20 protein-coding genes are annotated in these 25,768 nt (G+C 70.4%); 12 read left to right on the forward strand and 8 right to left on the reverse strand.

Annotated features, from left to right (window positions below):
* Positions 1–44: 44 nt before the first annotated feature.
* On the forward strand, positions 45–365 hold the full coding sequence (locus NR798_RS12910; RefSeq protein WP_375773757.1) for a hypothetical protein: 321 nt from the start codon (positions 45–47) through the stop codon (positions 363–365).
* A 160-nt stretch (positions 366–525) separates the two neighbouring features.
* Complete coding sequence (locus NR798_RS12915) at positions 526–1,266, forward strand: hypothetical protein (RefSeq protein WP_375771759.1); 741 nt, start codon at positions 526–528, stop codon at positions 1,264–1,266.
* A gap of 32 nt (positions 1,267–1,298) precedes the next feature.
* Here the strand turns inward: NR798_RS12915 and NR798_RS12920 are convergent, their stop codons facing one another.
* A complete protein-coding gene (locus NR798_RS12920; protein WP_375771760.1) occupies positions 1,299–1,934 on the reverse strand; it encodes a hypothetical protein in 636 nt (211 codons plus the stop codon).
* Between the two features lie 214 nt (positions 1,935–2,148).
* Here NR798_RS12920 and NR798_RS12925 point away from each other — a divergent pair, with 214 nt between their 5' ends.
* The 6 genes from NR798_RS12925 to NR798_RS12950 all read left to right on the forward strand — a co-directional run bounded on the left by NR798_RS12925 (position 2,149) and on the right by NR798_RS12950 (position 11,642).
* Entirely contained in the window at positions 2,149–3,684 is a 1,536-nt protein-coding gene (locus NR798_RS12925) for a P-loop ATPase, Sll1717 family (RefSeq protein ID WP_375771761.1), read from the forward strand.
* 581 nt (positions 3,685–4,265) lie between these two features.
* Positions 4,266–6,764: a hypothetical protein gene (locus NR798_RS12930; protein ID WP_375771762.1), complete on the forward strand. Its 2,499-nt coding sequence runs from the start codon at positions 4,266–4,268 to the stop codon at positions 6,762–6,764.
* Positions 6,765–6,878: 114 nt separating this feature from the next.
* Entirely contained in the window at positions 6,879–7,376 is a 498-nt protein-coding gene (locus NR798_RS12935; RefSeq protein WP_375771763.1) for an SAF domain-containing protein, read from the forward strand.
* Positions 7,373–8,191 carry an SAF domain-containing protein gene (locus NR798_RS12940; RefSeq protein WP_375771764.1) on the forward strand — a complete coding sequence of 273 codons (819 nt, stop codon included), beginning with the start codon at positions 7,373–7,375 and terminating at the stop codon, positions 8,189–8,191. Before NR798_RS12935 ends, NR798_RS12940 begins: the two co-directional genes overlap by 4 nt.
* Position 8,192: 1 nt before the next feature.
* A complete protein-coding gene (locus NR798_RS12945; RefSeq protein WP_375771765.1) occupies positions 8,193–8,618 on the forward strand; it encodes an SAF domain-containing protein in 426 nt (141 codons plus the stop codon).
* Positions 8,619–8,765: 147 nt separating this feature from the next.
* On the forward strand, positions 8,766–11,642 hold the full coding sequence (locus NR798_RS12950) for an ELWxxDGT repeat protein (protein WP_375771766.1): 2,877 nt from the start codon (positions 8,766–8,768) through the stop codon (positions 11,640–11,642).
* Positions 11,643–11,663: 21 nt separating this feature from the next.
* On the opposite strand, the gene hflX is transcribed toward NR798_RS12950, so the two are convergent.
* Complete coding sequence (gene hflX / locus NR798_RS12955; protein ID WP_375771767.1) at positions 11,664–13,121, reverse strand: GTPase HflX; 1,458 nt, start codon at positions 13,119–13,121, stop codon at positions 11,664–11,666.
* A 167-nt stretch (positions 13,122–13,288) separates the two neighbouring features.
* Between hflX and NR798_RS12960 the strand changes: the two genes are divergently transcribed.
* On the forward strand, positions 13,289–14,701 hold the full coding sequence (locus NR798_RS12960) for a hypothetical protein (RefSeq protein WP_375771768.1): 1,413 nt from the start codon (positions 13,289–13,291) through the stop codon (positions 14,699–14,701).
* An 18-nt stretch (positions 14,702–14,719) separates the two neighbouring features.
* Here the strand turns inward: NR798_RS12960 and NR798_RS12965 are convergent, their stop codons facing one another.
* Positions 14,720–15,148, reverse strand: a complete 429-nt coding sequence (locus tag NR798_RS12965) for a VOC family protein (RefSeq protein WP_375771769.1) — start codon at positions 15,146–15,148, stop codon at positions 14,720–14,722.
* A gap of 40 nt (positions 15,149–15,188) precedes the next feature.
* Here NR798_RS12965 and NR798_RS12970 point away from each other — a divergent pair, with 40 nt between their 5' ends.
* Entirely contained in the window at positions 15,189–16,607 is a 1,419-nt protein-coding gene (locus NR798_RS12970) for a dicarboxylate/amino acid:cation symporter (protein WP_375771770.1), read from the forward strand.
* 22 nt (positions 16,608–16,629) lie between these two features.
* Here the strand turns inward: NR798_RS12970 and NR798_RS12975 are convergent, their stop codons facing one another.
* From NR798_RS12975 to radC, 3 genes are read right to left on the reverse strand one after another with little or no spacing between them, the layout of a single operon-like run.
* Entirely contained in the window at positions 16,630–18,699 is a 2,070-nt protein-coding gene (locus tag NR798_RS12975) for a RecQ family ATP-dependent DNA helicase (RefSeq protein ID WP_375771771.1), read from the reverse strand.
* Positions 18,700–18,701: 2 nt separating this feature from the next.
* Entirely contained in the window at positions 18,702–19,007 is a 306-nt protein-coding gene (locus NR798_RS12980) for a DUF3006 domain-containing protein (protein ID WP_375771772.1), read from the reverse strand.
* Positions 19,004–19,777: a DNA repair protein RadC gene (gene radC, locus NR798_RS12985; protein ID WP_375771773.1), complete on the reverse strand. Its 774-nt coding sequence runs from the start codon at positions 19,775–19,777 to the stop codon at positions 19,004–19,006. Before radC ends, NR798_RS12980 begins: the two co-directional genes overlap by 4 nt.
* A 260-nt stretch (positions 19,778–20,037) precedes the next feature.
* Here radC and NR798_RS12990 point away from each other — a divergent pair, with 260 nt between their 5' ends.
* Together NR798_RS12990 and NR798_RS12995 are read left to right on the forward strand one after the other, a co-directional pair.
* Positions 20,038–20,574 (forward strand): hypothetical protein, encoded by a 537-nt coding sequence (locus NR798_RS12990; RefSeq protein ID WP_375771774.1) that lies wholly within the window; start codon positions 20,038–20,040, stop codon positions 20,572–20,574.
* A 161-nt stretch (positions 20,575–20,735) separates the two neighbouring features.
* Positions 20,736–21,170, forward strand: a complete 435-nt coding sequence (locus NR798_RS12995; protein ID WP_375771775.1) for a DUF6960 family protein — start codon at positions 20,736–20,738, stop codon at positions 21,168–21,170.
* A 6-nt stretch (positions 21,171–21,176) separates the two neighbouring features.
* On the opposite strand, the gene NR798_RS13000 is transcribed toward NR798_RS12995, so the two are convergent.
* Together NR798_RS13000 and NR798_RS13005 are read right to left on the reverse strand one after the other, a co-directional pair.
* The gene (locus NR798_RS13000) at positions 21,177–23,225 is read right to left on the reverse strand and encodes a response regulator (RefSeq protein ID WP_375771776.1); all 2,049 of its coding nucleotides are present in this window, start codon (positions 23,223–23,225) and stop codon (positions 21,177–21,179) included.
* The gene (locus NR798_RS13005) at positions 23,222–25,759 is read right to left on the reverse strand and encodes an ATP-binding protein (protein WP_375771777.1); all 2,538 of its coding nucleotides are present in this window, start codon (positions 25,757–25,759) and stop codon (positions 23,222–23,224) included. The genes NR798_RS13000 and NR798_RS13005 overlap by 4 nt, the downstream gene beginning before the upstream one ends.
* Positions 25,760–25,768: the final 9 nt, after the last annotated feature.

The raw sequence follows: 25,768 nt of genomic DNA on the forward strand, positions 1-25,768 counted from the left end.
AGCCCCAGTCCTCGCTGCCGCCGCCCATGCCGCTCATGCGCATCATGGGAGGCAATGCCTTCCTGCTGTCCGTGCTCTACCTGCTGGTGGGCATCGTGGTGGAGGGGGCGCGGCGCGTGTGGCCGTCCATCTTCCTGCAGCGGCTGTCCCTGTCGCTCGACTCGCTGCCGGCCCGGGCGCTGGAGCTGGTGGGGTGGATGCAGCCACTGCGCGATGCGTACTTCGCGGGGGAGATTCGCGAGTCCGTGGTGCGCCTCGTCTTCGGCGTCACCACCATCGTCATCATCTTCCTGCTCGCGGTGGTGGTGGGCGTGTTCATGGGCTCGCTGCGCAGCCTCATGTTGCGCCGGGCCTCGCGCCGGTAGTGGCGGGTGGGGGAGCGCGGGTGAGCCTGCCGCGGGACCGCTCGTCCTCACGGCCTCATCAAATCCATTCTCGAGACCCGCTTTTGGCCTACGCTGCGAGGAAACAGGGAGGCACTCGCAGATGAAAGCATTCGTGATGTTGGGAGTCCTGGCAGCAGCCGTGAGCCCACTGGACTGCGAAGGAGATCCCCCCCCGCCGCTGTACATCGACTGCCCGGCTCCGCAGACGCTGGAGTGCCAGGACGGAGGCGCGGTGGCGAGCTTCTCCCCCTCGGTCACGGGCGGAGTGCCGGGCTACAGCGTGTCGTGCCAGCCGCCCTCGGGCAGCTTCTTCTCGCTGGGGTGCAATACGAGCACGTGTTCGGCGAGCGACTCGATTGGCCAGGGCGCCAGCTGCGGGCACCAGGTGTGCGTGGTGGACACGCTCGCCCCCATCATCACCGTCAAGCCGGAGCCGGTGAGCCTGTGGGCGCCCAACCACGAGATGCTGGACTTCAAGCTCAGCCACTGCGTGGAGAGCGTGGTGGACAGGTGTCACGGTCCGCTGGACGTGGACGCGGTGGGTGTCATCGCCAGGGCCGAGTCGGACGAGGTGGAGGATGACTCGCTGGTGGATGACGCCGTGGGCGATGGCCACACGTGCCGGGACATCGAGCTGGGAGGCGGGTCGGCGGCGCGGCTGCGCTCGGAGCGGCAGGGGCGCGGCAACGGGCGTGTGTACACGGTGCACTTCACGGTGACGGACCCGAGTGGGAATCAGGCCTCGGCGGCCTGCCAGGTGCAGGTGGTGCACGACCAGTCGGAGGCCAGCGCTCCGGCCGTGCGGGACGCGTGTCAGTACTGCGAGGGCACCGGCTGCGGCTCCTGCCCCAGCGCCAGCCCCGAGTGCCCGGTACCGTAGCCAGGACTCGAGGCCATGCACGCCGCTGGGACTCAGAAGGCCCAGCCGAGCGCGAGCCGGGTGGTGGGGCCAAAGTCCCAGCGGTGCGTGCGTGAGGGAGGTCCCTGGGTGGGCTGGTTGTCCGGCCCTATCGAGAGGGTCGACGACTCCTCGTAGGTCGTGTACGTGGCCCCCAGCCCCACGGCGGCCTGGAGCATGAAGCCCCGGGTGAGCAGCAGCGAGTAGCCCACCAGGGCGTCACCGCCCAGGGTCAGCAGGCTCGTGATGCGGGACGGCTCCGCCACGCCATCCGACCGGCTGTCAAACACGCTGCGGCCCAGGCCTCCCCCGAGCTGCAGGCCCGTCCACAGCCCCTCGGGAGCACTGCCCAACAGGAAGTAGCGGACGCCCGGCGACAGGGTCACGGTGCCCGTGGTGTTGCCCTGCTCGACGCGCCGGGTGACGAAGCCTCCGGCGCTGGCGATGGGAACCTCCCGGCCCAGCCGGCTGGCGGACAGCGAGAGGCCGACTCCCAGCTGGACGCTGAGCTTCTCCGTCAGGACCCGCTCTCCCTCGAGCTGCAAGGTGCTGCGCAACAGGCTCACGGTATCCACCGACAGCACGGTGCTCAGCGGGCGAGGCTGTGCCTTGGCTCCCTGGGGCTGTGCTCCCAGGGCAGGGCTTGCCACCAGGGGTATCAATACGAGTGCTCGTCTCAGGCCGCGCATGTCTTCCTTCCCGCGTTGTCTGGCCATCATCCCTTGTCCCGGCCTGCCCGCAAGAATGGCCGGAGCACCTCGGCGAGCGTGTGGTTTCGGTCCCTCGGCCGAGGCGCCGCTTTACAAGCGGATGAGGCTGGGAAGAACCTCCCTGAGCAGTCCGTCAGCAGGAGGCGACCCCGTCATGCCTCAAACGCCGCTCGACGTCCTGGCCCCCTACTTCTTCTCCGGCACGGCCGAAGGGGAGAAGCGAATCCTCAAGGAGGTCTTCATCCCGCCGGGGCAGATGGCCGAGGTGCTGAACCTGCCGGAGGGCAATCCGCGCATCCTGGTGGGCTCGAAGGGGATGGGCAAGAGCGCCATGCTCAACCGCTTCTATGACGCCACGCGCGCCCAGAAGCTCCCCGCCCTGTTCCTGACGCCGAGCAACCTGGATCTCCGCCCGCTGCAGGGCCACAACGACCTCGCCACCATCGAGCGCACGCTCTTCCAGTGCCTGGTCAGGGCCGTGGCCGTGCATATCGGTACCCAGCTGGCGGGGTTGCTCAGCAACGCCGACAAGAAGCTGCGGGACGAGGCGTTGAAGGAGGGCCTCATCGAAGAAGACTTCATCGAGCGGGGGGTCAAGCTCCTGGCGGCCGTCGCCAGGCCCACCACCCAGGTGGACTTCGCCCAGCTCGCCAAGGATCTGGCCGGTGGAACGTCGGATGCCGCGTTGCTCAACTCCATCACCGGCCACATGGAGGAAAGCGAGTCGGTCATGCTCGTGCTCTTCGACGACACCGACCAGGTCGCGTCGCCCGATGAGCCGAAGGAGCTAAACCGCATCTGGGGAATGCTGCACGCGCTGCGGGACCTGGCCAGCAGGGTTCCCCAGATCACGGTCGTCGCGACGCTGCGCTCCGAGGTGTGGACCCGGCTGCGGGACCCGGTGGGCAACCGCGAGACGCTCGACCACTTCCACGGATGCATCATGCACCTGAAGGGCTCCGAAGAGCTCCTCGACCGCATCGTCCAGCGCCGGATCGTCAAGGCCGCGGAGAAGGTCTCCAAGGGGCCGGTGCGAGACCCCTGGGCCCTCTTCTTCGAGGGCAGCGAGGTCCACATCCCCGGGGCTGGTCCGGCTCACACGCGAGGCTGGAGATCCTTCCTGGTGACCAACTCGCGCGAGCGCCCGCGGGACCTCATCCAGTTCGTCTCCTTCCTGCTGCAAACGGCCAAGACCCGCATCGCGGATACGCAGCCGGAGGCTGGCCCGCAGGCGCGAATCACGGGGTTGGACGTCGCGCGCTCGCTCCCACGCTTCTCGAAGACACGGCTCGAGGATCTCTCGACCGAGGTGGGCAAGGCCTGCCCCCAGTTCTTCGCTGTCGCGGAGTCCTTCTGCACGCTCTCGTTCGAGCTCAGGTATGACGAGCTCCGCCAGCATCTCGCGAAGCTCCCGTCCCGCTTCTCCATCCAGGTCCGTGGCAAGTCATTGCGGCCCGACTCGCACGATGCCGCGGAGCAACTCCACGCGCTCCTCTTCGAGGCGGGTTTCCTCAATGCGCGAATCGATGAGCCGCTCCAGCCCAGGGGCTACCGGCACCTGACCTTCTCGGAGAGACCGGAGCTGACGGACCCGGCCCACGTCAACGAGGCTCGGGCGGCGCGGTGGGACGTGCATCCGGTCTTCCGCAGTCATCTCCTGCAAATCAAGCCACCGCCCCGGAAGGCCTGACTGCCTCCAGCCGGGGCTGGCTGCTCGTTCAGGAAGCAGACATCCCCCTGGCACTTCCGGGCATGTCCAAGGATCACAACTCCAGCCGTCTCCACTCCAATCCAATGACAAGGGAGGTGCCTGCATGGGGGTGAGCTCCCAAAGGTAGCCAGGTGTTGTTCGTGGAGCAGTTTAGAGGAGGTATCAGGGTATGGGCTTTCGTATCCCACGTTGCCAGGAAGCAAGCTGGCCCGTCTTCGTCTGGAGTCATACTTGCCTGAGCGGTCTCCAGATCCCCACGGGTGGTGATCCACGGAGCCGCCTTGTCTGGCCCAAAGGTCTCAAGTCTCTTGATGGCCAAGGGTCAATCCGGAGTCCCAGGAGGCAGTCGCGCTGGGCTCCTTCACCCTCAACTAAACTGGGCCGCGAGGGCGTGCCCGGGCGTGAAGTGCCTCCCCCCGCGGTGCCTCACGGCGCTGTGGGGGATTTTTGTTTTCAGCGCCACGTGATGACGCCAGACACCAGGTGGTGACAGGGGTCACCAGGGGCGGCGCTCCCTCGGGTGGTGCAACTCCCCGGAAACACGAGGCCCCCGGGCTGGCATGACGGACGCAACAGGGCCCGTCATGCCCATCGCGCCCCTGTCCAGGCAGCCCCTCATCCACAGGTCTTCCTTCCCCCAGGGCACCCCCGTGGAGAAGCCGGCTCCGGCCGCTTCCGCCCAGAAGCCGGTGGAGGTCCTTGCTCGCAACGGCCGCGATACCTTCGAGCCCGCCGTGGCTCCCGCGGCAGTGGCGAAGCGCCTCCAGGAGACCGTCGCCGCCGGGAAGGCGCTCGCCGCCGAGGCACCTCGTCCCGCCACGGCACCGCCCCCACCGCGAACCGTGTCGGGCGAGGAGCGCGCCAAGAAGGAAGTGGACGTGAAGACGGTGGCGGACCGCCGCACGGAGACCGAGGAGGCCCAGAAGAAGCTGCGCGAGGAGACCGGCAAGCAGGCCGATGACATCCTCGCCATGGCCAACGGCAAGGCCGTGGTGCCCCCGGGCACCGAGGTGAAGAAGCTCTCCGACACCGAGGCGGAGCTGGTGCGCCGCGACGACAAGGGCGGAGTGCTCGAGCGCACCGTGGCCTCACGCGGCAAGGACGGCGCGGTCTCGCTGGACTCGGCGACGTATGCGAATGGCGTCAACAAGCGCGACCGAATGGAGGTGCTCGAGGGCGGGGGCACGCGCGTCCGTCATGCCGAGTGGAAGGGCGAGCAGAACGAGGCCGGTGGCCTCAAGTCCTTCGACGACCTCTCCAGGTCGCGGGACCGCAACCTCGTCTCCTCGGACACGCACGTGCGCGTGGAGGACGGGCGGCTCAAGGTGGACGAGTACGCGCAGGCCGACGGCGCCATCAAGGGCAGCCGCACCTCGTACTACCAGCAGAAGGGAGACAAGGGCATCGACAACAAGTTGGACAAGCCCTTCGACTACAAGAAGCCGGTGGACCGGGCGGATACCTACGCGTACTCGATTCCCGCGCCCAACGCGGATGGCTCCCAGGGCCATCCCCAGTACCAGCGCATCCAGGACTTCTCCCAGGACAACGTGAAGGCCACCTCCATCGTCAACCGCGAGCTGGATGGTCACACGAAGTACGCGGGGCAGGGGCCGCACAACCGCGAGGACGTGGATCGCCTCCGGGACGAGTACTCCAAGCACGGCGGCGAGAACTATGACGCCGACGACGGCACCAAAAAGGGCAAGACACCCAAGCAGTGGTTCGTCGAGGTCCAGAAGGGCCCCGATGCCAAGGACACGCAGACCTTCGTCGAGGGCTCGCCCAAGGCCACCGTCGTCACCCACCTGTCCCGCGAGGGCAGCCAGGTGCGCGAGAGCTACTCGGGGAAGACCTTCAAGCCCGGCTCCAGCGACCTGGCGGACGTGAAGGGCGAGTCCTCGCGCACCTACGCCCGCGACGGTTCCATCGAGAAGATGGACGTGAATCGCGAGGAGGCGGACGGCACCCGCCTGGAGCAGCACTACGCCAGCACGCGCAAGCCCACCGACAAGGGCCTGGATCTCAACGAGACGCTGGAGACGAAGCGCACGAAGGACGACAAGACCTTCACCTCGAAGCAGGAGGACACGTTGCTCCTCTCGGGCCAGGGCGCGCAGTTGCTCGGCTCGCGCAACACGGTGACGGACCCGGACGGGCGGCAGGCCGTCTCCGAGGTGGGCCGCGCGGGCGAGAAGATGACGCTGTCGGGCCCCGGGGGCAGGGACCCTCGCACCGTCGCCCGCCCGGAGGACTTGAAGGACGACGAGGCGGGCAGGGACCTCCTGCTCCAGGCGAGCGTGTCCACCACCAACACCGTCCAGGACTTCCTGCGCAATGGGGGCACCCGGGCGCTCGGGGCGCTCCACGGACTGAGCACGGGCGCGGACGCTCTGCCGCTGGGCAAGGCGTCCCAGGTGTTCGGCAAGGAGTCCATCCAGAACTCCCTGCAGGGCGCCAAGGGCAGCGTGTCCTCGTTGGGCGGCGCGGCCGGTGTGGTGGCGGGCGGGTTGCAACTCGCCCAGGGCATCCGCGAGCACAATGTGTCCTCCATCTTCCAAGGCCTGGCGGACGTGGGCGTGGGCGCGTTGGATCTCTACAACGGCACCCAGTCCTTCCGGAACGCCATCAAGGGCGTGTCGGACTTCGCGCTGGAGGCCTCCGACGATGCCTCCCGGCTCGCCAGCGGTTGGCTGGGCAAGGCGACGGGGCTGGACAAACTGGCGCAGACCTCGGCGGGCACCAAGGTGCTCGGGGCCATCAAGGGCCTGGGCGGCGCGGCCAACGTGGCCGGTGCGCTCGTGGGCACGGGCCTGGGCATCAAGGACATCGTCGACGGAGCACGCTCGGGCGATGGGGCGCAGATCGCCAAGGGCGCCGTGAGCATCGCGGGAGGTATTGGTGGCGCGGCCGCCGCCATCGCCGCGGGCAGCGCCTTCGGGGGACCCATCGGCGCCGCCGTCGGCGCGGTGGTGGGCTTCTTCACCTGGGGCATCACCCAGCTCATCGACAAGATCAGCGACAAGGCGCACAAGATCGCCGGCCTGCAGATTGGCTGAGGCGTGTCATGACGCCGGCAGCACTCCTCGGGTGTGGTGCCCGGGAGCCACGCCGGGCTACCTTGCGCGCATGCGATTCACTCTGTCTGGACGCGGCTTCCCGGGGGGGCGGTCATGAGTGCCCCACGGAAACCGCTGCACAAGGGCCTGCTCGCCGGTGGCCTCGTCGTGGGGCTGGGCATCGGCCTGGTGGCCGGCATGGCGGGCGCGTGGGTTCTCTCGTTCTCCCTCATCGAGAAGGCGAAGCAGGAGGTGCGCGCCGGCTGGACGTTCGTCCCCGTCGTCGTCGCGAACCGCGACGTCGCCCCCGGTGAGGTCTTGAAGCTCAATGAACTGGCGCAGCGCTCCATCCCCGAGCAGCTCGCCACGTCCTCCCTGGTCCGTCCGGACTCGTCGGCCTACGTGGTGGGCCAGGCGCTCACCGTCCCCGTCCAGCAGGGCGAGCCGCTGCGCTGGGCCTTCTTCGCCACGGCCACCGAGGAGCTCAAGCCCGAGGAGACCCGGCTCGCCGAGGAGTGCCAGCGCGCGTTCGATCGGGTCCCCAACCGCCCCATGCCGGATCAGTCCGCGGCGAAGATCCGGGAACGCATCCTCGGGGGAGGTGCGCCATGAGATCCTTCCTCCTGGGCCTGCTGATCGGTCTCGTCGTCAGCCTGGCGGGCATCGGTCTGGTCGTGGCACTCACCCTCCCGAAGGACCTGCGGGCTGTCCGTCGTGGCTGGGAGCTCCAGCCCCTCCTCACCCTCACGCGGGATGTCGACGCGGGGGCGAAGCTCGAGGACGGGGACCTCGCGGAGCTCCGCATCCCGTCGCAATTCATCCCGGCGTCGGCCGTCCTGCCCGCGGATCGCCGCGCGGTGGTGGGCCGGCCCGTCACGCTGGGCATGGTGAAGGGAGACGTCCTGTCCTGGCCGATGTTCTCCCAGCAGGAAACCCGTGCGCGGGTGCGGGCCTGTGTCGCCGACGCGCGCACTGCCTTCCACGAGGCGGGTGCCCAGGCGAGGGATGCGGCCATCCAGGTCTTCGCGGAGCGCGGGGGGCCTCCGCCCACGAGCCCAGCGCCGCCGGTGCTCTCCTTCAAGTTCGATGCGAAGGGCCAGACGACCCCGGTCGTCGTGGTGACGCAAGAGGTGAAGGAGGGCGACCGGATTCCCGCGTCGGCACTGGAGATCCGGCGGATTCCCTACGCCCTGGTGACGAATAGCCTGGTTCCCGGCGAGTCATTGAAGGACGTGGTGGGGACCCTGGCGGTGGTGGGAATGCAGCCGGGAGATCCGCTGCGCTGGCAGTTCCTCGATGACCCCGAGCAGCCGCGTTCCATTGGCTCGTGCCAGCTTCAAGCCGCCTCGGCGGCCGACAAGGCGCGCGCCGACGTGGCCAGGGCGCGGGCCGAGGCGTTCTTCGGTGTGGCCAAGGAGGGCCGCTGACATGCGTTCACATCATCTGCTGTTGCTCGCGCCGCTGCTCGTGGCCTTGCTGGGCGCGAAACCCGCGAAGCCGCCCCGTGCCCCCGCTCCCGAGCAGGTCTCCGTCATCGTCGCGGTGCGGCACCTCGCCGTGGGCGAGCTCGTGACCGAGGCCGACGTCGCCGACGTCCAGGTGCCCAAGGAGTGGGCCACCCCCTCTCTCGTCAAGCCGGACTCCCGCCAGTACATCATCGGGCAGCGCCTGCTCCTGCCCGTCATGAAGGGAGATCTGATCTCCTGGAACCTGTTCGAGACCACGCGCGATGCCACCCTGCGCGAGCGGTGTGCCAGTGCCTCGGCCCAGCCGGAGCAGGCGATCGCACAGGTCGCGCGTGCGCGGGAGATCCTCCTCACGCGCCCGCGGCAGGACGCCCCGGCGGAGCCCTGAGGGTCTCCCTCCGCGCTCCACCCCGCCGCGTGCACGCACTCCTCCTACCTGCCCCAGCGAACAGCTGCCGCTTTCGCGGTCTCCCTCCCAGCTTCGTGCCTGCCGTGTCGGGGCGCTCGGGCTCCACCGGAGCGGAGGTGTGGCTGCATGGTGTCATGGTGTTCGCGGTTCTCGTTTCTCCTGTGTTCTCTGTCGCTGTCGCTCCTGACCGCGGGAGGGGCGCGGGCCGCCGATGAACCCCCGGGCTCGCCGGCTCCACCCGGGTGGAGCTGGCGCGAGGGCCACTGCCCCGAACTCCCCTGCCAGCCCGCGTACCGCGTCCGGGACATCTTCCCGGGCGAGCGCTCCGCGGGCGCATTCTTCCTCACGGACGTGGCGGGCACGCTCTTCTTCGGCTCCGATGACGGCCTCCATGGCCGCGAGCTGTGGAAGAGCGATGGGACGCGGGGCGGGACGGTGCTCGTCAAGGACATCCACCCCGGCCCGGAGTCCGGGTTGCCCACGCCGGACCCCGAGGAGGAGCCCTTCCTGCGCGAGCCCGTGGTGGCCGTGGGCGGGGTGCTCTACTTCGCCGCCGATGATGGCGTGCATGGCCGCGAGCTGTGGCGCAGCGATGGGACGCCGGGCGGCACGTACCTGGTCGAGGACCTCCGCCCCGGCCCGGAGTCGTCGGAGCCCGAGCACCTGGTGGCCGTGGGCGGGCGCGTCTTCTTCCACGCCCGGGATGGGGTGCACGGAGAGGAGCTGTGGGTGTCGGATGGGACACGGCGGGGCACCCGCCTGGTCGAGGACATCCGGCCCGGGCCCGAGGGCGCGCTCTTCTTCTTCGCGGCCCAGAGCGCCCTGGGCTCGCGGCTCTTCTTCGCCGCGGATGATGGGGTGCATGGGATGGAGCTGTGGATGTCGGATGGCACCCCGGCGGGCACCCGTCTGGTCGAGGACATCCGGCCCGGACCCGAGGGCTCCTTCTTCGACACGCCCCTCACCACCCTGGGGGGCTTCGTCCTCTTCCAGGCCGATGACGGGGTGCACGGAGGCGAGCTGTGGCGCAGCGATGGCACCCGGGCGGGCACCCGGATGGTCGAGGACATCCGGCCCGGGCCCGAGGGCTCGGACGTGTCGGGGCTGACGGTCGTCGACGGGTTCGTCCTCCTGCGCGCCGATGACGGGGTGCACGGGGCGGAGCTGTGGCGCAGCGATGGGACGCCGGGCGGAACCCGCCTGGTCGAGGACCTCCGGCCCGGGCCCGAGGGCTCGTCTCCCTCCCGGCTGACGGCCTCGGGGGGACACGCCTTCTTCCGCGCCCGGGATGACCTGCACGGCGAGGAGCCCTGGGTGAGCGACGGCACGCGCGCGGGCACCCACCTGCTCCGGGACATCCGGCCCGGGCCCGAGGATTCGACGCCCGACGAGGACGATGCCCCCTCGTACATCTTCGCCTCGGTGGACGGGGTGGGGCTCTTCGTCATCGACGATGGGGCCGCCATCGAGCTGTGGAAGAGCGATGGCACCCGGCGGGGCACGGTGCGGCTGCGCGAGACGGCCTTCGGCGCCAGCTTCTTCCCCGGCATCGAGCTGGTGGTCTCGGGGGACACCGTCTTCTTCAATGCCTCCTCGCCCGATGCCGGCGGGGAGCTGTGGGCGTTGCCCCGCTCCTCGCTCGACTGCTACCCGTGGGCGCCCCTCGTCTCCGAGGTGCCCTGGCGGCCCGTGGAGGGGGAGGGCGGGCCCGCGCGGCTCGTCGAGGACCTCGTCCCCTGTACCCCGGGCTCCCGTCCGGAGCAGCTCACCGACGTGCGCGGCCGGCTCTTCTTCACCGCCGAGGATCCCCTGCACGGGCGCGAGCTGTGGAAGAGCGACGGGACGGAGCGCGGGACGTTCCGGGTCAAGGACCTCGTCCCCGGCCCGGGTGACGCCGATATCCGGGAGATGGTGGCCGCGGGCCGGCTGCTCTTCTTCGTGGCCGATGTGGGCACCGGACGCTCGCCGTGGCGCAGCGATGGGACGAGCGGGGGCACCTACGCGCTCGCCGACCTCCGCCCCGGCCCCTTCGGGAGCGAGCCCTACGAGATGACGGCCCTGGGCGACCGGCTCTTCTTCGTGGCCGATGACGGGGTGAATGGCAGGGAGCTGTGGGTGAGCGATGGGACGCGCGGCGGCACTCATCTGGTCGCGGACGTCTTCCCCGGCTCGACGGGCTCCTACCCGCATGAGCTGACCGTCCGGGGCGGCGAGCTCTTCTTCCTCGCCTTCGATCCGGTCCATGGCTCCGAGCTGTGGGTGAGCGATGGGACGAGCGCGGGCACCCGGCGGGTGACGGAGCTGGTGCCGGGGGACACGTCGGGCACGCTGTTCCTGCAGTGGCTGGTGGTGGCCGAGGACGGGACGCTTTTCTTCACCACCACGGACTTCACCCGCAACGAGTTGTGGAAGAGCGACGGGACGGCGGCCGGGACGGTGAAGGTGGCGGACCTGAACGAGGGCACCGAGGACCGGCAGCCCGAGGGGCTCGTCACCGCGGGCGACACGGTCTACATCAAGCTGTGGTTCGGGGATGGGCCGTGGCTGTGGGTGAGCGATGGGACGGCGGCGGGCACCTTCCCGCTCGTCAGCATCGACATGCCCTTCGAGGAGCTGCCGGTGCCGGTGGGGGACTCCCTCTACTTCGTCCACTTCGACGAGGGCAGCGGGCGCGAGCTGTGGAAGACCGAGGGGACGCCGGGTGGCACGCACCGGGTGGCGGACCTCGTTCCGGGCCATGGCAGCTCGTCTCCGGACTCGCTGACGGCCGTGGGGGAGGTGCTCCTCTTCAGCGCCTACGATGAGCGCTCCGGGCGCGAGCCGTGGGTGACGGATGGGACGGCGCGTGGCACCCGGAGGTTGCAGGACATCGCGCCGGGGGACATCTCCTCGTACCCCGGCGGGTTCACTGTGTCGGACGGCAAGGTGTTCTTCGCCGCGGAGACGCCTCGCACGGGCCGGGAGTTGTGGACCGTGAAGCGCTCGGACGTGGAGCGTCGGTAGCGTCCGAGGGGCCGGGCGCTCTCAGCTCTCGAAGGCGCGGGTCAACCGGGCCATCGCCGCGGGGAGCGCCCGGACCTTCAGCCGGCGGCCCGTCTCGTCGAAGGCCTCGGAGAGGACCCGGGCATGCTCGTACACCTCGCCGATGCGCGCCTGGCGGGCGTAGGGAATCACCAGCTCCGCCTCCACCATGGAGCGATCGAAGAACTCGATGAGGGTCTGGCGCAGCGCCACGACGTCGTCCGGTGAGTGCGCCGAGAGGACGAGCGCCTCGGGGTGCTGCTGGAGCAGGGCCTCGCGGGCCTCGGGGGTGAGCCGGTCCGCCTTGTTGAACAACAGCCTGCTGGGGACGCTCTGCGCGCCAATCTCCCGGAGCACGGAGCGGGTGACCTCGAGCTGGGCCTCCCAGGTGGGATCGGAGGCATCCACCACGTAGAGCAGCAGCGAGGCCTCCAGCGCCTCATCCAGCGTCGAGCGGAACGAGGCCACCAGGTCGTGCGGCAGCTTCTGGATGAAGCCCACGGTGTCCGAGACGAGCACCCGCGGCCGCGTCTCCGGTTGCAGCGCGCGCACCGTGGTGTCGAGGGTGGCGAAGAGCTGATCGGCCACCAGCACCTCGCTGCCCGTCAGGGCGCGCATGAGCGAGGACTTGCCCGCGTTGGTGTACCCGACGAGCGCCACCCGCAGCTGATCCCTCCGGGCGTAGCGCCGGTTCTCCTGGTCCTGCTGGATGGACGCGAGCCCCTCGCGCAGCTCGGCGAGCCGGTCGCGAATCTTGCGGCGATCCAGCTCCACCGCCGAATCACCCGAGCCCCGCCCCTGCTGGCGCTCGCGGCTTCCCGTCGACTCGCGCATGCGCGGGGCGAGGTAGTTGAGCCGGGCGATCTCCACCTGCATCTTCGCCTCACGGCTCCGCGCGTGGCGGTGGAAGATGTCCACGATGACGCCGGTGCGGTCGAGCACCTGGGCGCCCGTGGCTCGCTCGAGGTTGCTCAGCTGGCTGGGCGACAGCTCGTGGTCCACCACCACCACCGTGGGCCTCGCCGCCATTGGCTCCTCGGTGTCCTCGGCTTCCGGTTCCTCCTCGGGAAGCTCCTCCTCCTCTTCCACCTCTTCTCCCGCCGCTTCGGCTTCGGCTTCCTCGGCTTCGGCTTCCTCGGCTTCGGCTTCCTCGGCTTCGGCTTCCTCGGCTTCGGCCTCCCAGCGCTCACGGGCCTTCGACTTGCGCTCCTGCGCCCCCGAGGACACGGTGCCGCGGCCTCCGGTGAGGTTGGCCAGCTCCTTGAGCTTTCCGGTCCCGAGGACCGTCCCTCCGGCGAGGCGCTCGCGGCGCTGGCTCACGGTCGCGACGACCTCGTAGCCGAGGGTGTGCACCAGCCGCCCGAGCTCGGCGAGGTCGGCGGCATGGTCGGTGTCCGAGACGCCGGGGAGCTGGACGCCCACCAGCACGGCAAGCGGGCGCGGAGAAGAAGAGTTCGACATGACTCCCTCGTATCACGTCGCGCCCGCTGGCTGGAGTCGCGCACCTCCCCACCCTTCAAGGAGAAGCGGTGGGTGATGGGACGCCTTCATCTCCTTCCGCGGTGCAGGTAGCGGAGGCTCCGGGGCAGGGAGAGCTTCAGGGGTCGAAGCGGAACGAGGGGGGAGACATGCAAGGACATTTCCGGCAGGCGGGGAGCGCCCGCTCGCGGGTGCTGTGGGGGCTGTTGGGGTTTCTGGTGGCATGTGGAGGCGTGCTCCCCGAGGAGCCCCAGGCCACGCCCGCGGCCGTGGAGCAGGCCCACTCCGACTCCTGTCCTCGAGGCCAGGTGCGCTGGTTGCGCCGGAGCACCGGGCCGGGGAATGAGCGGGTGGTGGGAATGGCGCTCGACCGCGAGGGCAACAGCATCATCGCGGGTGGCTACCAGGGCACGGCCGACTTCGGCGCTGGACCCATGCCCGCCTCCTCGGAGGCAGGCGGTTCCGCGCTCTTCGTCACGAAGTATGCGCCGGATGGCGCGCTGCGCTGGTCGCTCAAGATCGCCCCGGCGCCCATGTCGGAGGAGGGCGGGCTGGCGTTGCTGGGCCTCACGGCGGACAGGTGGGGGAACATCACCTTCGCGGTGCTCTCCATGCAGCCTCTGCGGATTGGCAAGACGTGGCTGCCCGTGGGCCTCTTCCTCGCGCAACTCTCCCCGGCGGGTCACCTCCGTTGGCACCGTCCGCTCGGGAATGCCTTCCCCAGCTATGGAATGACGCTCTCCTCGGATGACGACGGCCACGTGCTCTTCGCGGGAGGCATGGACGGCGTGCTCGATTTCGGTGGCGGTGCACGCAGCGGCTTCGAGGCGGCCTTCGTGGCGAGGTACACCCGGGACGGGGCCTATCTCTGGGACCGGGTCTTCAGCACCGCGGATGACAGCCTGTTCTCGGCCGTGACCGCCGACTCGAAGAACAACGTCTACGTGGTGGGCTTCTTCAATGGCACGCTGCGCTTCGGAGAGGAGGTCGTCACCTCCCATTTCAATGACAGCCTCCTGGTGAAGTTCAGCCCGTCCGGCGAAGTCCTCTGGGCAAGGACGTACGACACGCTGGGGACTTTCATGGACGTCGCCGTGCATGGAAACCGCGTCCTGGTGGGGGGCGACTACAGCCGCGCCTTCACCTTCGGCGGCAAGACGATTCCCGGAGACGAGCGCGGGGCGGGACTCCTCCTCGCCTACACCCGGGAGGGAGAGGAACGCTGGGCCCGGTCCGTCGGCGAGCGCGTGTCGCAACTCGCCGTGGACCACGAGGACAACGTGACGGTCACCGGGCTGGCGCGAACGGGAGATGACCTCGGGACGGGACCGCTGCCCGGCAGCCCGGACGAGTCCTTCTCCTTCATCGCCCGGTATGGCCGGGTGGACGGCACACCCAGGTGGGTCCTCCCCCGCCGGGCCGCGGGGGGCTATCTGGAGGTGAGCCGGGAGGGAGACATCTTCCTGGGGGGCACTTTCGAGGACGTGCCCGTGGACCTCGGTACCGGCGTGCTCGTCCCCGAGGGGTTCAGCGATACCTTCATGCTGCGGCTGTGTGACTAGCGGCCGCCTGCTGCTGGCTCAGGCGGTGAAGACGTGCTCGGGGTGGCGGAAGGCCTTGAACTCGAGCGCGTTGCCGCTGAAGTCCCGCAGGAACATCGTCGCCTGTTCTCCGGGCTGCCCCTCGAAGCGGATGCGCGGCGGGATGATGAATGTCACCTCCGCCGCGGCCAGCCGCTTCGCCACCTCCTGGAACTCCTCCCAGCCCAGCAGCGCGCCGAAGTGCGGCATGGGCACCGCGATCTCCTCCACCCGGCCGGTGTCCCGGGTGACGGTGGGCTCGCCCAGGTGGGCGGAGATTTGATTGCTAAAGAAATCGAAGTCCACCCACGTCTGGGTGCTCCGTCCCTCCCGGCACCCGAGCAGCTCGCCGTAGAAGCGCCGGGTGGAGGTGAGGTCTCGAACGTTGAAGGCGAAGTGGAAGGGCCGCACGGGCGTGGACGGTACCACGCCGGGGCGCTTATGGTGCCGAGCCCCCAACGGAGACCCCATGAGCACCCAGACCGAGCCCACCGGCAAGTCCATGCCCCTGCACACGAAGATCCTGGTGGGACTCGTGGTGGGAGCGGTGCTCGGGCTCGCGCTGAAGCTCACGCTCGGCGCCGAGCACGAAGCCGTCAAGGTGCTCAACCGCTACGTGGCGGGGCCGCTCGGGCAGATCTTCCTGCGCCTGCTCTTCATGGTGGTGATTCCGCTCGTCTTCGCCTCCATCGCGCTCGGCGTGGCGAGCCTGGGCGACCTGAAGCGGGTGGGGCGGATCGGCCTGAAGACGCTCGTGTTCTTCTTCGTCACGATGCTCATCTCGGCGTCCATCGGCCTGGGGCTCGTGCAGCTGCTGCGGCCCGGCACGCGCATCTCCCCCGAGACGCGCACCGAGCTCATGGCCACCTACGCCAGCGACGCGGCCTCGAAAGTGGTGGCCTCGCAGCAGTCCACGTTCGGCATCGAGACGTTCGTGAGCATCATCCCGCGTAACCCGGTAGCATCGGCGGCCAACCTGGATCTGCTCGGCATCATCTTCTTCGGCATCATCTTCGGCGTGGCGCTGACGATGATCCACCCCGAGCGGGCCCGGCCGATGATCGGCGTGCTCGAGGCGCTCAACGACATCGTCATCAAGATCGTCGAGATCGCCATGAAGCTCGCCCCCATTGGCGTCGGGGCGCTCGTCTTCGGCGTCACCTCGCGCTTCGGCTGGGCGCTGCTCAAGCCGCTCGCCGTCTACGTGGTGGTGGTGCTCACCGGGCTCCTGCTGCACACGATCATCACCTTCCCGCTCATCCTGCGGTTCATGGTGGGGCTCTCGCCCGTCACGTTCTTCTCGCGCGTGAAGGCGGCGCTCGTCACCGCGTTCTCCACGAGCTCGAGCAACGCGACGCTCCCCACGTCCATCGCCGTGGTCGAGCAGAACCTGGGCGTGCCGTCCAAGGTGGTGGGCTTCGTGCTGCCGCTGGGCGCGACGATGAACATGAATGGCACGTCGCTCTTCGAGGGCGTGACGGTCATCTTCCTGGCGCAGGCCTTCGGCGTGACGCTGGACGTGGGCCAGCAGGCGCTCATCATGCTGATGGCGGTGATCACCGCGCTGGGCGCGGCGGGCGTGCCCGGCGGCTCCATCCCGCTGCTCGTCGGAGTGCTGGCGATGTTCGGCGTGCCGGGAGAGGGCATCGCGCTCATCCTCGGCGTGGACCGGATCCTCGACATGTCGCGCACGGTGGTGAACGTCGCGGGAGACCAGGTCGCGGCGTTGTACATCGCGAAGAGCGAGGGGCTCTGGACGGCGGCGTCGGTGCCTCCGGCGGGAGTCCAGGCGGGCGCGGGGAAGCTCGACGAGAGCCCGGGTTGGCCCGGGCCCACGGATGTGCAGCCCACGGTGGAGAAGGACGAGCGCTCGCGGCCGGCGAGCTGAGCGCCGCGGGGCCGTGAGGCCCTCAGTGCCGGGTGCTCCGGGACTTGCGGATCCGGGGAGGCGCGGGAGCCACCGCGATGGGCTCGTGGCCGGCGGCGCGGGCCATGAGGCAGATCTCCACCACCTTGGGGCCGAAGCGCTCCCAGCGGCTCTCGCCCGTGCCCTTCACCGTGAGGAAGGACTCGCGGTCGATGGGCAGGGCGGCGGCGAGCCCGCGCAGCGTCTCGTCATTGAAGATGATGAAGGGCGGCACCTCGAGATCTCTCGCCAGCTCCTTGCGCCAGCGGCGCAGCTCGGTGGCGGCCAGCTCGCTGTAGCCGTCGGGACGCCCGGGGGCCAGCGTCGGCGTGGCGCGGGGCGCGGTGGCGGGCCGGTCGAGCCCCTCCAGGCGCTTGAGCCGGCTGCCGGCGCACGTGTCGCAGTTGCCGCACGTGGCCTCCACGTCCTTCTGCCCGAAATACTGGAGGATGAAGGCCCGCCTGCACCGCTTCGTGTAGGCGTAGTCCGTCATCTGCTTGAGGTGCAGCAGCGAGCGCCGCTCCTGCTCGCGCACCTTGCTCAGGTCCAGGCCCAGCTCGCGGAAGGGCACCTGGGACAGCGCGCGGATGGTGCGGCCAGAGAAGGGCCGGCGCACATTCAGCGCACCAGCGCGCTCCAGCAGCTTGAGCGCGTGTTGAATCTCCTCGCCGGACAGCCCGGTGCGCCGCGCGAGGATGGGCAGCTCCGTGGTGGCCGAGCGCCCCACGGGGAACGTCTCCAGCAGCGAGGCCAGCAGGCGCCGGGCATCCGGGGCATGCGGCTGCGCGCTGGGGGCCTTCTCCGTCAAGGTGATGCCGTACTCGCCCTCGCCCCGGCTGCCGCGTTCAATCTTCCCCTCGCGCTCCAGGATGCGCAGCGCGGCGGAGAGCTCGAACTCGCTCGCGCCCGCCTGGGCCGCCAGCACGTGCTGGCCCTTGTCGTACTCGGGCACCGAGCGCAGCACGTTCCACAGGTCCGAGAGCACCGCCTCGGACGGGTGGTTGCTCTCGATGAGCCGCTCCTGGGTGTAGACGTCCGCGTGGTTGAAGAGGAGCGCGGCGAAGGCCGGCCCCCGGTCGCGGCCCGCGCGGCCGATCTCCTGGTAGTACGCCTCCACCGCCTTGGGGATGTTGGCGTGGGCGACGAAGCGGATGTCCGGCTTGTCGATGCCCATGCCGAAGGCGTTGGTGGCCACGGCCACCGCCTCCTTGGCGGACATGAAGTCGTCCTGGGCACGGCGCCGGGCGTCATCGTCCATGCCCGCGTGGTAGAGGATGGCGTTCACCCCCCGCTCCAGCAGCGCCGAGTGCGTGTTCTCCGCCGACTTGCGCGTGGAGCAGTAGATGATGCCGCTGCCGCCGCCCAGGGAAGAGAGCCCCGCGCAGGCCCGGCGCTTGTCCTCGTCCCCGCTCACCTGGAACACCTCCAGGAAGAGGTTGGGCCGGTCGAAGCCCTCGGCGAACACTTGCGGATCCTTCATCAGCAGGGAGCGGACGATGTCGTCGCGCACCTCGGGGGTGGCGGTGGCGGTGAGGGCCACGGTGCGCGGCGGACGCAAGCGCTTGCGCACCTGGCCCAGCTGCGCGTAGTCCGGCCGGAAGTCATGGCCCCACTGGGAGATACAGTGGGCCTCGTCCACGGCGAGCAGGTCCACGCCCACCTGGCTCAGCGCCTCCAGGAAGCTGGGGCTGCGGAAGCGCTCGGGCGCCACGTAGACGAGCTTGAACTCACCGGCGCGCATGCGGCGGATGCGGTCCGCGCGCTCCAGGTCCGACAGGGACGAGTTGATGAACGTGGCGGAGATGCCGCGGCCGGACAGCTGCTCCACCTGGTCCTTCATCAGCGCGATGAGGGGGGAGATGACGAGCGTCACCCCGGGCAGCAGCATGGCGGGGAGCTGGTAGCACAGGCTCTTGCCCGCGCCCGTGGGCATCACCACCACGGTGTTGCGCCCGCTCAGCACGGAGCTGATGACCTGGGCCTGCCCCGGCCTGAACTCGCTCAGGCCGAAATGGCGGACCAGACCCTCCTGGGCTTGCTCGTAGTAGGGGAGGGCCACCGGCATCCGCCGCATATTCAACGTTCCTTATCAGCCGTCAACGACTCAGAGGCTCCTGAGTCCAGATCCAGCCCGTCAGGTACTGGGACGGCCAGGCGCGCCCGCCACTCGGCCACCTCGCGAGCCAGCCGGGCTCCCAGCTCGGCGTCCAGGCGGCCGTCCCGTACCACGTCTCCTTCCCGGGCCTCCGGGGGCAGGGTGGAGCGCGGCACCGTGCGCGCCTTGCCGCCGCCCACGGGCACCACCTGCGCCACCTCGTCCTCCAGCACCTCCACCTGCACCGCTCCGCCGCACGCCACAACACCCAGTGCTCCCAGCATCATCCACGCTCTCCCGCCATGCTCCATGGCCCTCGGGTCTCCCCGCCCAACAGTGGCAGCTCGCCCCGCTCCAGCAGCGAGCTGTACGTCCCATCTCCAATCACCACATGGTCCAGCACCTTGATGCCCAGCACCCGGCCCGCCTCGATGAGCTGGGCGGTGAGGCCCAGGTCCTGCCCGGACGGCTCCGGGTCCCCCGAGGGGTGGTTGTGCGCCAGCACGATGGCCGAGGCCCGTGAGGTGATGGCTGCGGCGAACACCTCGCGCGGATCCACCGGGCACGCGTTGATGGTGCCCTCGGCCACGCGGGCGTCGTGCAGCAGCACGTTGCGCGCGTTGAAGCACAGCACGTGGAACACCTCGCGCCGCAGCGCGCTCAGGTTGGGCGCGAGGTACGCGGAGATCTCCTTCGGGGTGCGCAGGCGGGGCCGCCGCTCGGTGACGCGCTGGGCGCGGCGTCCCAGCTCCAGCGCCGCCATCACCTGCGCCGTGCGCCCCGGCCCCATTCCCGGGCGGGCGCACAGCTCCCTTGGGTCCTGCTGCAGCAATTCCTTGAGTCCTCCTCGGGTGGCGAGCAGCGCTTCCGCCAGCGCCTGCGTGCGCACGCCCGAGCCCATCAACACGGAGAGAAGCTCCGGATCGGTGAGGGCCGCTGCCCCCAACCGGAAGAGGCGCTCCCGGGGGCTTTCCGCCTCCGGGAGCTTCTCCCTCACCGATCCCTCGCCCGCGGACTCCTCCCACCCCACCGTCGCCAACGCCGCCGTCCTCTCCATCCCGCCCTCCGTCCGCTCACGGACTTCGCACCGCACCGCCACCCTCGCCACCCGCCCGACCCGCCCGCCCTTCATCCGCGCCAGGCCGGTAGAGCAACGCGCGTGCCGACGATGCTTCCCTCGGGCATGTCGTGTTCACCCGTCCCGTTGCGCGTGAAGCGGCTCACGGCGAGGACGGGGGCGGCCTCCATGGCACAACCATGACGAAAGGAGTGCACGGCCATGAATCAACGAGGCGGGGAGTTCCCTAGGTTGGCGCCATGTCCAATCCCCTCCGTCCTCTCGTGTTGCTGGTTGCCGGTTCCTGCGCGGTCTGTGCCCTCGGCGCGTGTTCGAGCGTCTCGGCCGCCACCCAGCCCACCGCCCAGCCCACCGCGTCGCTCTCGGTGCGCGAGCTGAACATCGTCGACGAGCACGGCCAGGCGCGTCTGCGCATCGCCGCGCCGCTACCGGACCCCAAGGGCCTCAAGCGCGCGGTGAAGGCCGTGGGCCTCCAGTTCATGGACCAGAATGGTGAGGAGATCGGCGGGCTCGCCATGCTCGATTCCATCGATTTCCGCGGGCTGTGCTTCGACAGCAAGGAGGGCTACGAGGCGATGTGCATGAGCCTCATCAACGAAGAGCCCAACATCACCTTCCGCCACGACTGGAAGGAGCGCATCACCCTCGGCGTGGAGAAGGGCGTGGCGAGCATCGTCCTCCACGATGCCCAGGGCACCCCGCGGCTGCGGCTCGAGGTGGACAAGGACGGCAAGACGCGGGTGGAAGGGGTGACGCCGGTCCCGGCGGGGAAATAGAGGGACCTTCGAGACGTTTCCGGGAGCGACCGTCTCATTGTGTGCGGAGCGGCCTATAGTCGTGGTGGGGACGGTTGGCGGTGCATGCCGCATCGTGTCACGTCAGGTGGGCGCGGGCAGTCCGTGTGCAGGGACTCCGAAGAGAGCGAGGAGAGCGTCCGATGGCCGCCGATTCCGGGCAGATGAATGAAAGCGTGTGGGGCCTCTACCCCTGGCACGGGCAATCCGAAGCCGAGCGCGCCCTCGTCCACCCCGAGGACTTCGAGCGCCTGAAGCTGCTGTGGCCCTACTGCAAGGTGCTCGAGCGGCTCGGAGAGGACTCCGAGGGAGGCTTTGTCGTGCTGCGCTACGGCCAGAGCACCTTCCGCGTCCGGCCGGAGCTCTTCCAACCCGTCTCCCCGCCTGCCTTCGACATTGGCGGCGAGGTGTGCCTGCGCAAGGACGCCGAGCGCACCGGCGTCATCGTCGCCATCTACTGGCACTACAAGCAGGCCCGGCCCTTCTTCCTGATCCGGCTCGGAACGAAGCGCACCCTCAAGCGCTACTTCGCCGAGGAGCTCCTGGCCCGCCCGGCGGCCCTGTCCCCGTGTGCCTGAGCCGGCTCAGCGCTCGATGCGGTTGCCGCCCTGGGCCTTGGCCCGGTACAGCCGCTCGTCCGCCGCGCGCAGCAGCGCCTCCACGCCGGTGCCGTCCTGGGGCGCCACCGCGAGCCCCGCGCTGAAGGTGACGCGGAAGCGCTCGCCCGTGTCGCCCTCGAAGTCGGCCTGCGCCAGCTCCGCCGCCATGCGCGCGAGGATGTCCCGCGCCCCCTCCGCCGAGGCCCCCACGAGGGCCACCACGAACTCCTCGCCTCCCCAGCGGCACTGCAGGTCCTCCCCGCGGAAGCGTGAGGCCAGCAGCCGGCCCATCTGCATCAGCACCCGGTCTCCCGCCAGGTGGCCGTGCGTGTCGTTCACCTTCTTGAAGCGGTCCACGTCCAGGAAGCCGAGCGCCAGCGTCCTGCCCGTCCGCTGCGCCTCGGCCAGCCGCGCGCGCAGGCCCTCCAGGAAGGGGCGGCGCAGCAGCAGGCCGGTGAGGGCATCCCGCTCGGAGCGCTCGCGCGCCAGCCGCGCCCGCTCCAGCCGGGACTGCACGCGGGCCCTCAGCTCCTCGCGCATCACCGGCTTGGCCAGGTAGTCGTCCGCGCCCGCCTGGAAGGCCGCCACCCGGAAGTCCACCCCCGTGTGCGCGGTGATGAAGAGCACGGGCAGCGCCTGCCACTCGGGCATGGAGCGCACAATGCGGCACAGGTCGAAGCCGCTCGGCCCCGGCATCTCCACGTCCAGCAGCAGCAGGTCCGGCCGGTGCTCGGCCAGCGCGTCCACCAGGCGGTAGGGGTCTCCCAGTCCCACCACCTCCACCTGCGGGCTGGTCAGCGCGGCGCTGAGCGTGCGCACCGCTTCCGGGTCATCGTCCAGCACCAGCACCCGCGAGCGCTCCGGGCGCCGCACGGCCACCATCCGCTCCACCGCCTCCGCCAGGTCCAACGCCGAGAAGGGCCGGGGCAGGTAGAGCGACGCGCCGGCGTGGATCGCCGCCATGCGGTAGGTGACATCCCCCCCGGTGCCGAAGAAGGCCAGGGGCAGCGTCCGCAGCTCCTCCACGGCGCGCAGCCGCTCCGCCACGGCGAAGCCTCCCTCCTCGCCGCCCAGGTCCACGTGCACCAGCGCCCCGTCCAGCCGGTGCTGCCTCGCCAGCTTCACCGCCTCGTCCGCGCCGCGGGCCGGCACCACCCGCAGCAGCCGGTCCTTCCCCATCCGCTCCACCTCGGCCAGCCACGCCGCGTCCTCGTCCACCACCAGCAGCGTGCCCCGGGGCTCCACCTCGACGGCCGAGCCCTTCGCCGCCTGGGGGGCTGGGCTCCAGGCCGGAGCGGGGGCCGGTGAGGTGCTCCGGGCCGCCTTCGCCAGCTCCTGCAGCGCCGCCTCCAGGGCCCTCCAGTCCAGGGCTCCCTTGCCGTCCCGGGCCGGCTTCAGCAGCACCTCCAGCTGCCGCGCCGCCCCGCTCACCGCGTGGAAGCCGTAGGAGCCCGCCGTCCCGTGCAGCTTGTGGGCGAGCTGGAAGGCCGCGTCCATCCCCTCGGCGCTCCCGGCCCGGGCCCGCTCCAGCGCTCCCGTCAGCTCCCGCAGCTTGTCCTCCAGACGCGCCCCGTACTCGGCGCACAGCGCCTTGAAGGTGGCGTCCAGGTCGTCGGCGGAGCCCTGGCCCTCGGCGAGCGCCGCGGGTGGCGGGGGAGGGGGCCGCACCGCGAGCATCTGCTCCACCCAGAGGAGCAGCTCCTGCGGCGTGTAGGGCTTGTGCAGCACGCGCGACACCTTGAGCTGCCGCGTGAGGTGATCGTGGCTCTTGAGGTCCTTCCAGAAGGCGGAGGCGAAGAGGATGGGCAGCGTGGGGTGCTGCTGGCGCAGCTCCTGGATGAAGTCCGTCCCCATCATCCCCGGCAGCAGGCCGTCCACGATGGCGGCATCCACCCGGATGCAGGACAGCACCGTGCGCGCCTCCTTCACCGTGCGCGCCGGCTCCACCTCGTAGCCCCGCTCGCGCAGGTAGGCGGAGACGAGCGACTGCAAGTCCTGATCATCCTCGAGGAAGAGGAGGGTTCCCCGGCTCATGATGCCTCCTTGCGCGGCTGCGCGCCGCCGTCCCGGTGGGCCAGCAGCCCGTTGAGCAGCTCCTTCACGGAGGCGAGCAGCTCGTCCTCGGAGGTGCGCGCCTTGGTGAGGTGGCGGGTGATGCCGAGCGTGAGCTGGTTCTGGTCCACCGACGACAGCTCGCGCCCGGTGAAGACGATGAGCGGCGTGCCGCGGCCCTTGCCCTGGCGGAGGATGTCCACCACCTCGAAGCCATCCAGCCGGGGCAGGCCCACGTCCAGGACGATGAGGTCCGGCGGCGTGGTGCGCGCCAGGGCCACCGCGCCCTCGCCGTCCTCGGCCTCGTAGCAGGCCACCCCCAGCCGCTCCAGCTGGGCGCGCAGCACCTGGCGCGTGCTCACGTCGTCGTCCACGATGAGCACCCGCGCCTGGCCCGGCCGGCGGATGGCATGGCGCAGCGCCAGCAGGAAGCGCGTCTCGTCGAAGGGCTTCTCCATCCAGTCCACCAGCAGCGGCTGGACGACGTCCTCATCCTGTTGCGGCGAGCGCCCCGCCAGCATCAGCACCGGCAGCTCGCGGGTGCGCGGGTCCTCGCGCAGCTTGCGCACCAGCTCCAGCCCGCTGCCCTCCAGGCACTGCGCGTCCAGCACCAGCATGTCCGGCGCGCCCACCTCGATGAGCTTCTCCGCCTCTTCCGGCGAGGGGCAGCGCAGCACGCGGTAGCCCTCGTGGGTGAGCAATCCGCGCAGCAGGCCGGACAGCTCCGAGTCCTTCGTCACCGCGAGCACGGTGTAGCGCGACTCGTCCATCACCACGGAGTTGGCGCCCGAGCCCACGCGCAGTGCCACCAGGGAGAAGGTGAAGGTGGCGCCCTGGCCCGGCTCGCTGTGCACCTCGATGCGGCCGCCGTGCTGCTCGACGATGGCCTGGGAGATGGCCAGGCCCAGGCCGGTGCCGCCCTTGTTGCGCGTGTCCGAGCCGTCCAGTTGCTGGAACTTGCCGAAGAGCCGCGCGCGCTGGTCCAGGGGGATGCCCGGCCCCTGGTCCACCACGGAGAAGCGCACCTGGCCGCGCGCGTCCCGGGCGGCCCGCACCTCCACCTGGCTGTCCGGCGGGGAGAACTTGATGGCGTTGGAGACGAGGTTGGTGAGCACCTGGATGAGCCGGTCCCGGTCCGCGCGCACCGGGCCCGCGCCCACCGCCTCGGCGTGCAGGCGCACCCGCGCCGCGTCCGCCATGCCCCGCACCCCGCTGAAGGTGGCCTCGATGACCTCGTCCGTCTCCACTGACTGGAGCTTCAGCTCCAGCTTGCCGGACTCGATCTTCTCCAGGTCGAGGATGTCGTTGATGAGGCGGATGAGGCGCTCGGTGTTGGTGCGGGCGATGCGCACCATGTCCTGGGCCTGGGAGGGAAGCTCGCCGAGGATGCCGCCCTCCAGCAGGCCCAAGGAGCCGCGGATGGAGGTGAGGGGCGTGCGCAGCTCGTGGCTGACGGTGGAGACGAACTCGTTCTTCATCCGCTCCACCTCGCGGCGCTCGGTGATGTCGCGCACGTAGGTGGTGAAGCGCGGGGGGCCGTCGCTGCGCACCCGGAAGAGGGTGAGCTCGGCGGGGAAGGTGTTGCCGTCGGCGCGCAGCCCCTGCAGCTCCAGGCGGGTGGCGCGGCCGGGGGCGGCGTCGGGCCGGAGCGCGCGGGTTACCGTGGCGCGCTGCTCGGACTTCACGGTGGCGGCCAGGGCCAGGGCCAGGAAGTCCCGGCCCAGCGCCTGGGCCCGCGGCAGCCGGAAGATGGACTCGGCCGAGGGGTTGAACTCCTGGATGCGGCCCGCCTCGTCCAGGGAGATGATGCCGTCGAGGGCGCTCTCCAGGATGGCCGCCTTGCGGGCCTCGCTCTCGCGCAGCTCCGCGTTGGCGGTGGAGAGGGCCGTGGTGCGCTCCTCCACACGCGCCTCCAGCTGGGCGTTGAGCGCGTCGAGTGCCGCCCCCGTGCGCGCCAGCCGCAGCAGCACCCCCAGGACGAAGGCGACGAGCAGCAGCGAGAAGGCGAAGAGGATGATGCGGAAGCGCTCGGCGCGCGCCAGGGCCCCTTCGTAGAGCTGGAGATAGGTGGTGATGAGCCGCTCGGCCTCGGGGCTGGCGGGGCTGTCCAGCAGCTGCCGGAGCGTGACCTCGGCCTCGTCGCCCCGCTGGGCCTGGAGGCGCACCAGCAGGGCCTCCTCGTCCGCGAGGGCGCGCAGGTAGCCGTCCAGCACGGTGCCCAGCGTCCGCCGCTCCGGCTCCGTCAGGAAGGACGGGACGGCGCGCAGCTCCTCCGCCCGGGTGCGCAACCCGGCGAGCTCCTCCCTCGGCGCCCCATGCAACTGGGGCAGGCCCACGTGGGCGCGCAGGACGTCCTGCTCCAGCTCGGCGCTCAGGACGCGCAGCTGGCGCAGCCGGGTACGGTAGCCGTCATGCTCACCGGCCGGCATGGGCCGGCCCAGGGCGAAGAGCACGCACAGGAGCGCGAGCGCCCCCGCGGCGAGCACGATGGAGCGTTTGGACAGACGGGTCTTCACGGGGGGACC

It is taken from the genome of Archangium gephyra (assembly GCF_042230915.1).
In the GTDB taxonomy this organism is placed as follows: domain Bacteria; phylum Myxococcota; class Myxococcia; order Myxococcales; family Myxococcaceae; genus Archangium; species Archangium gephyra_B.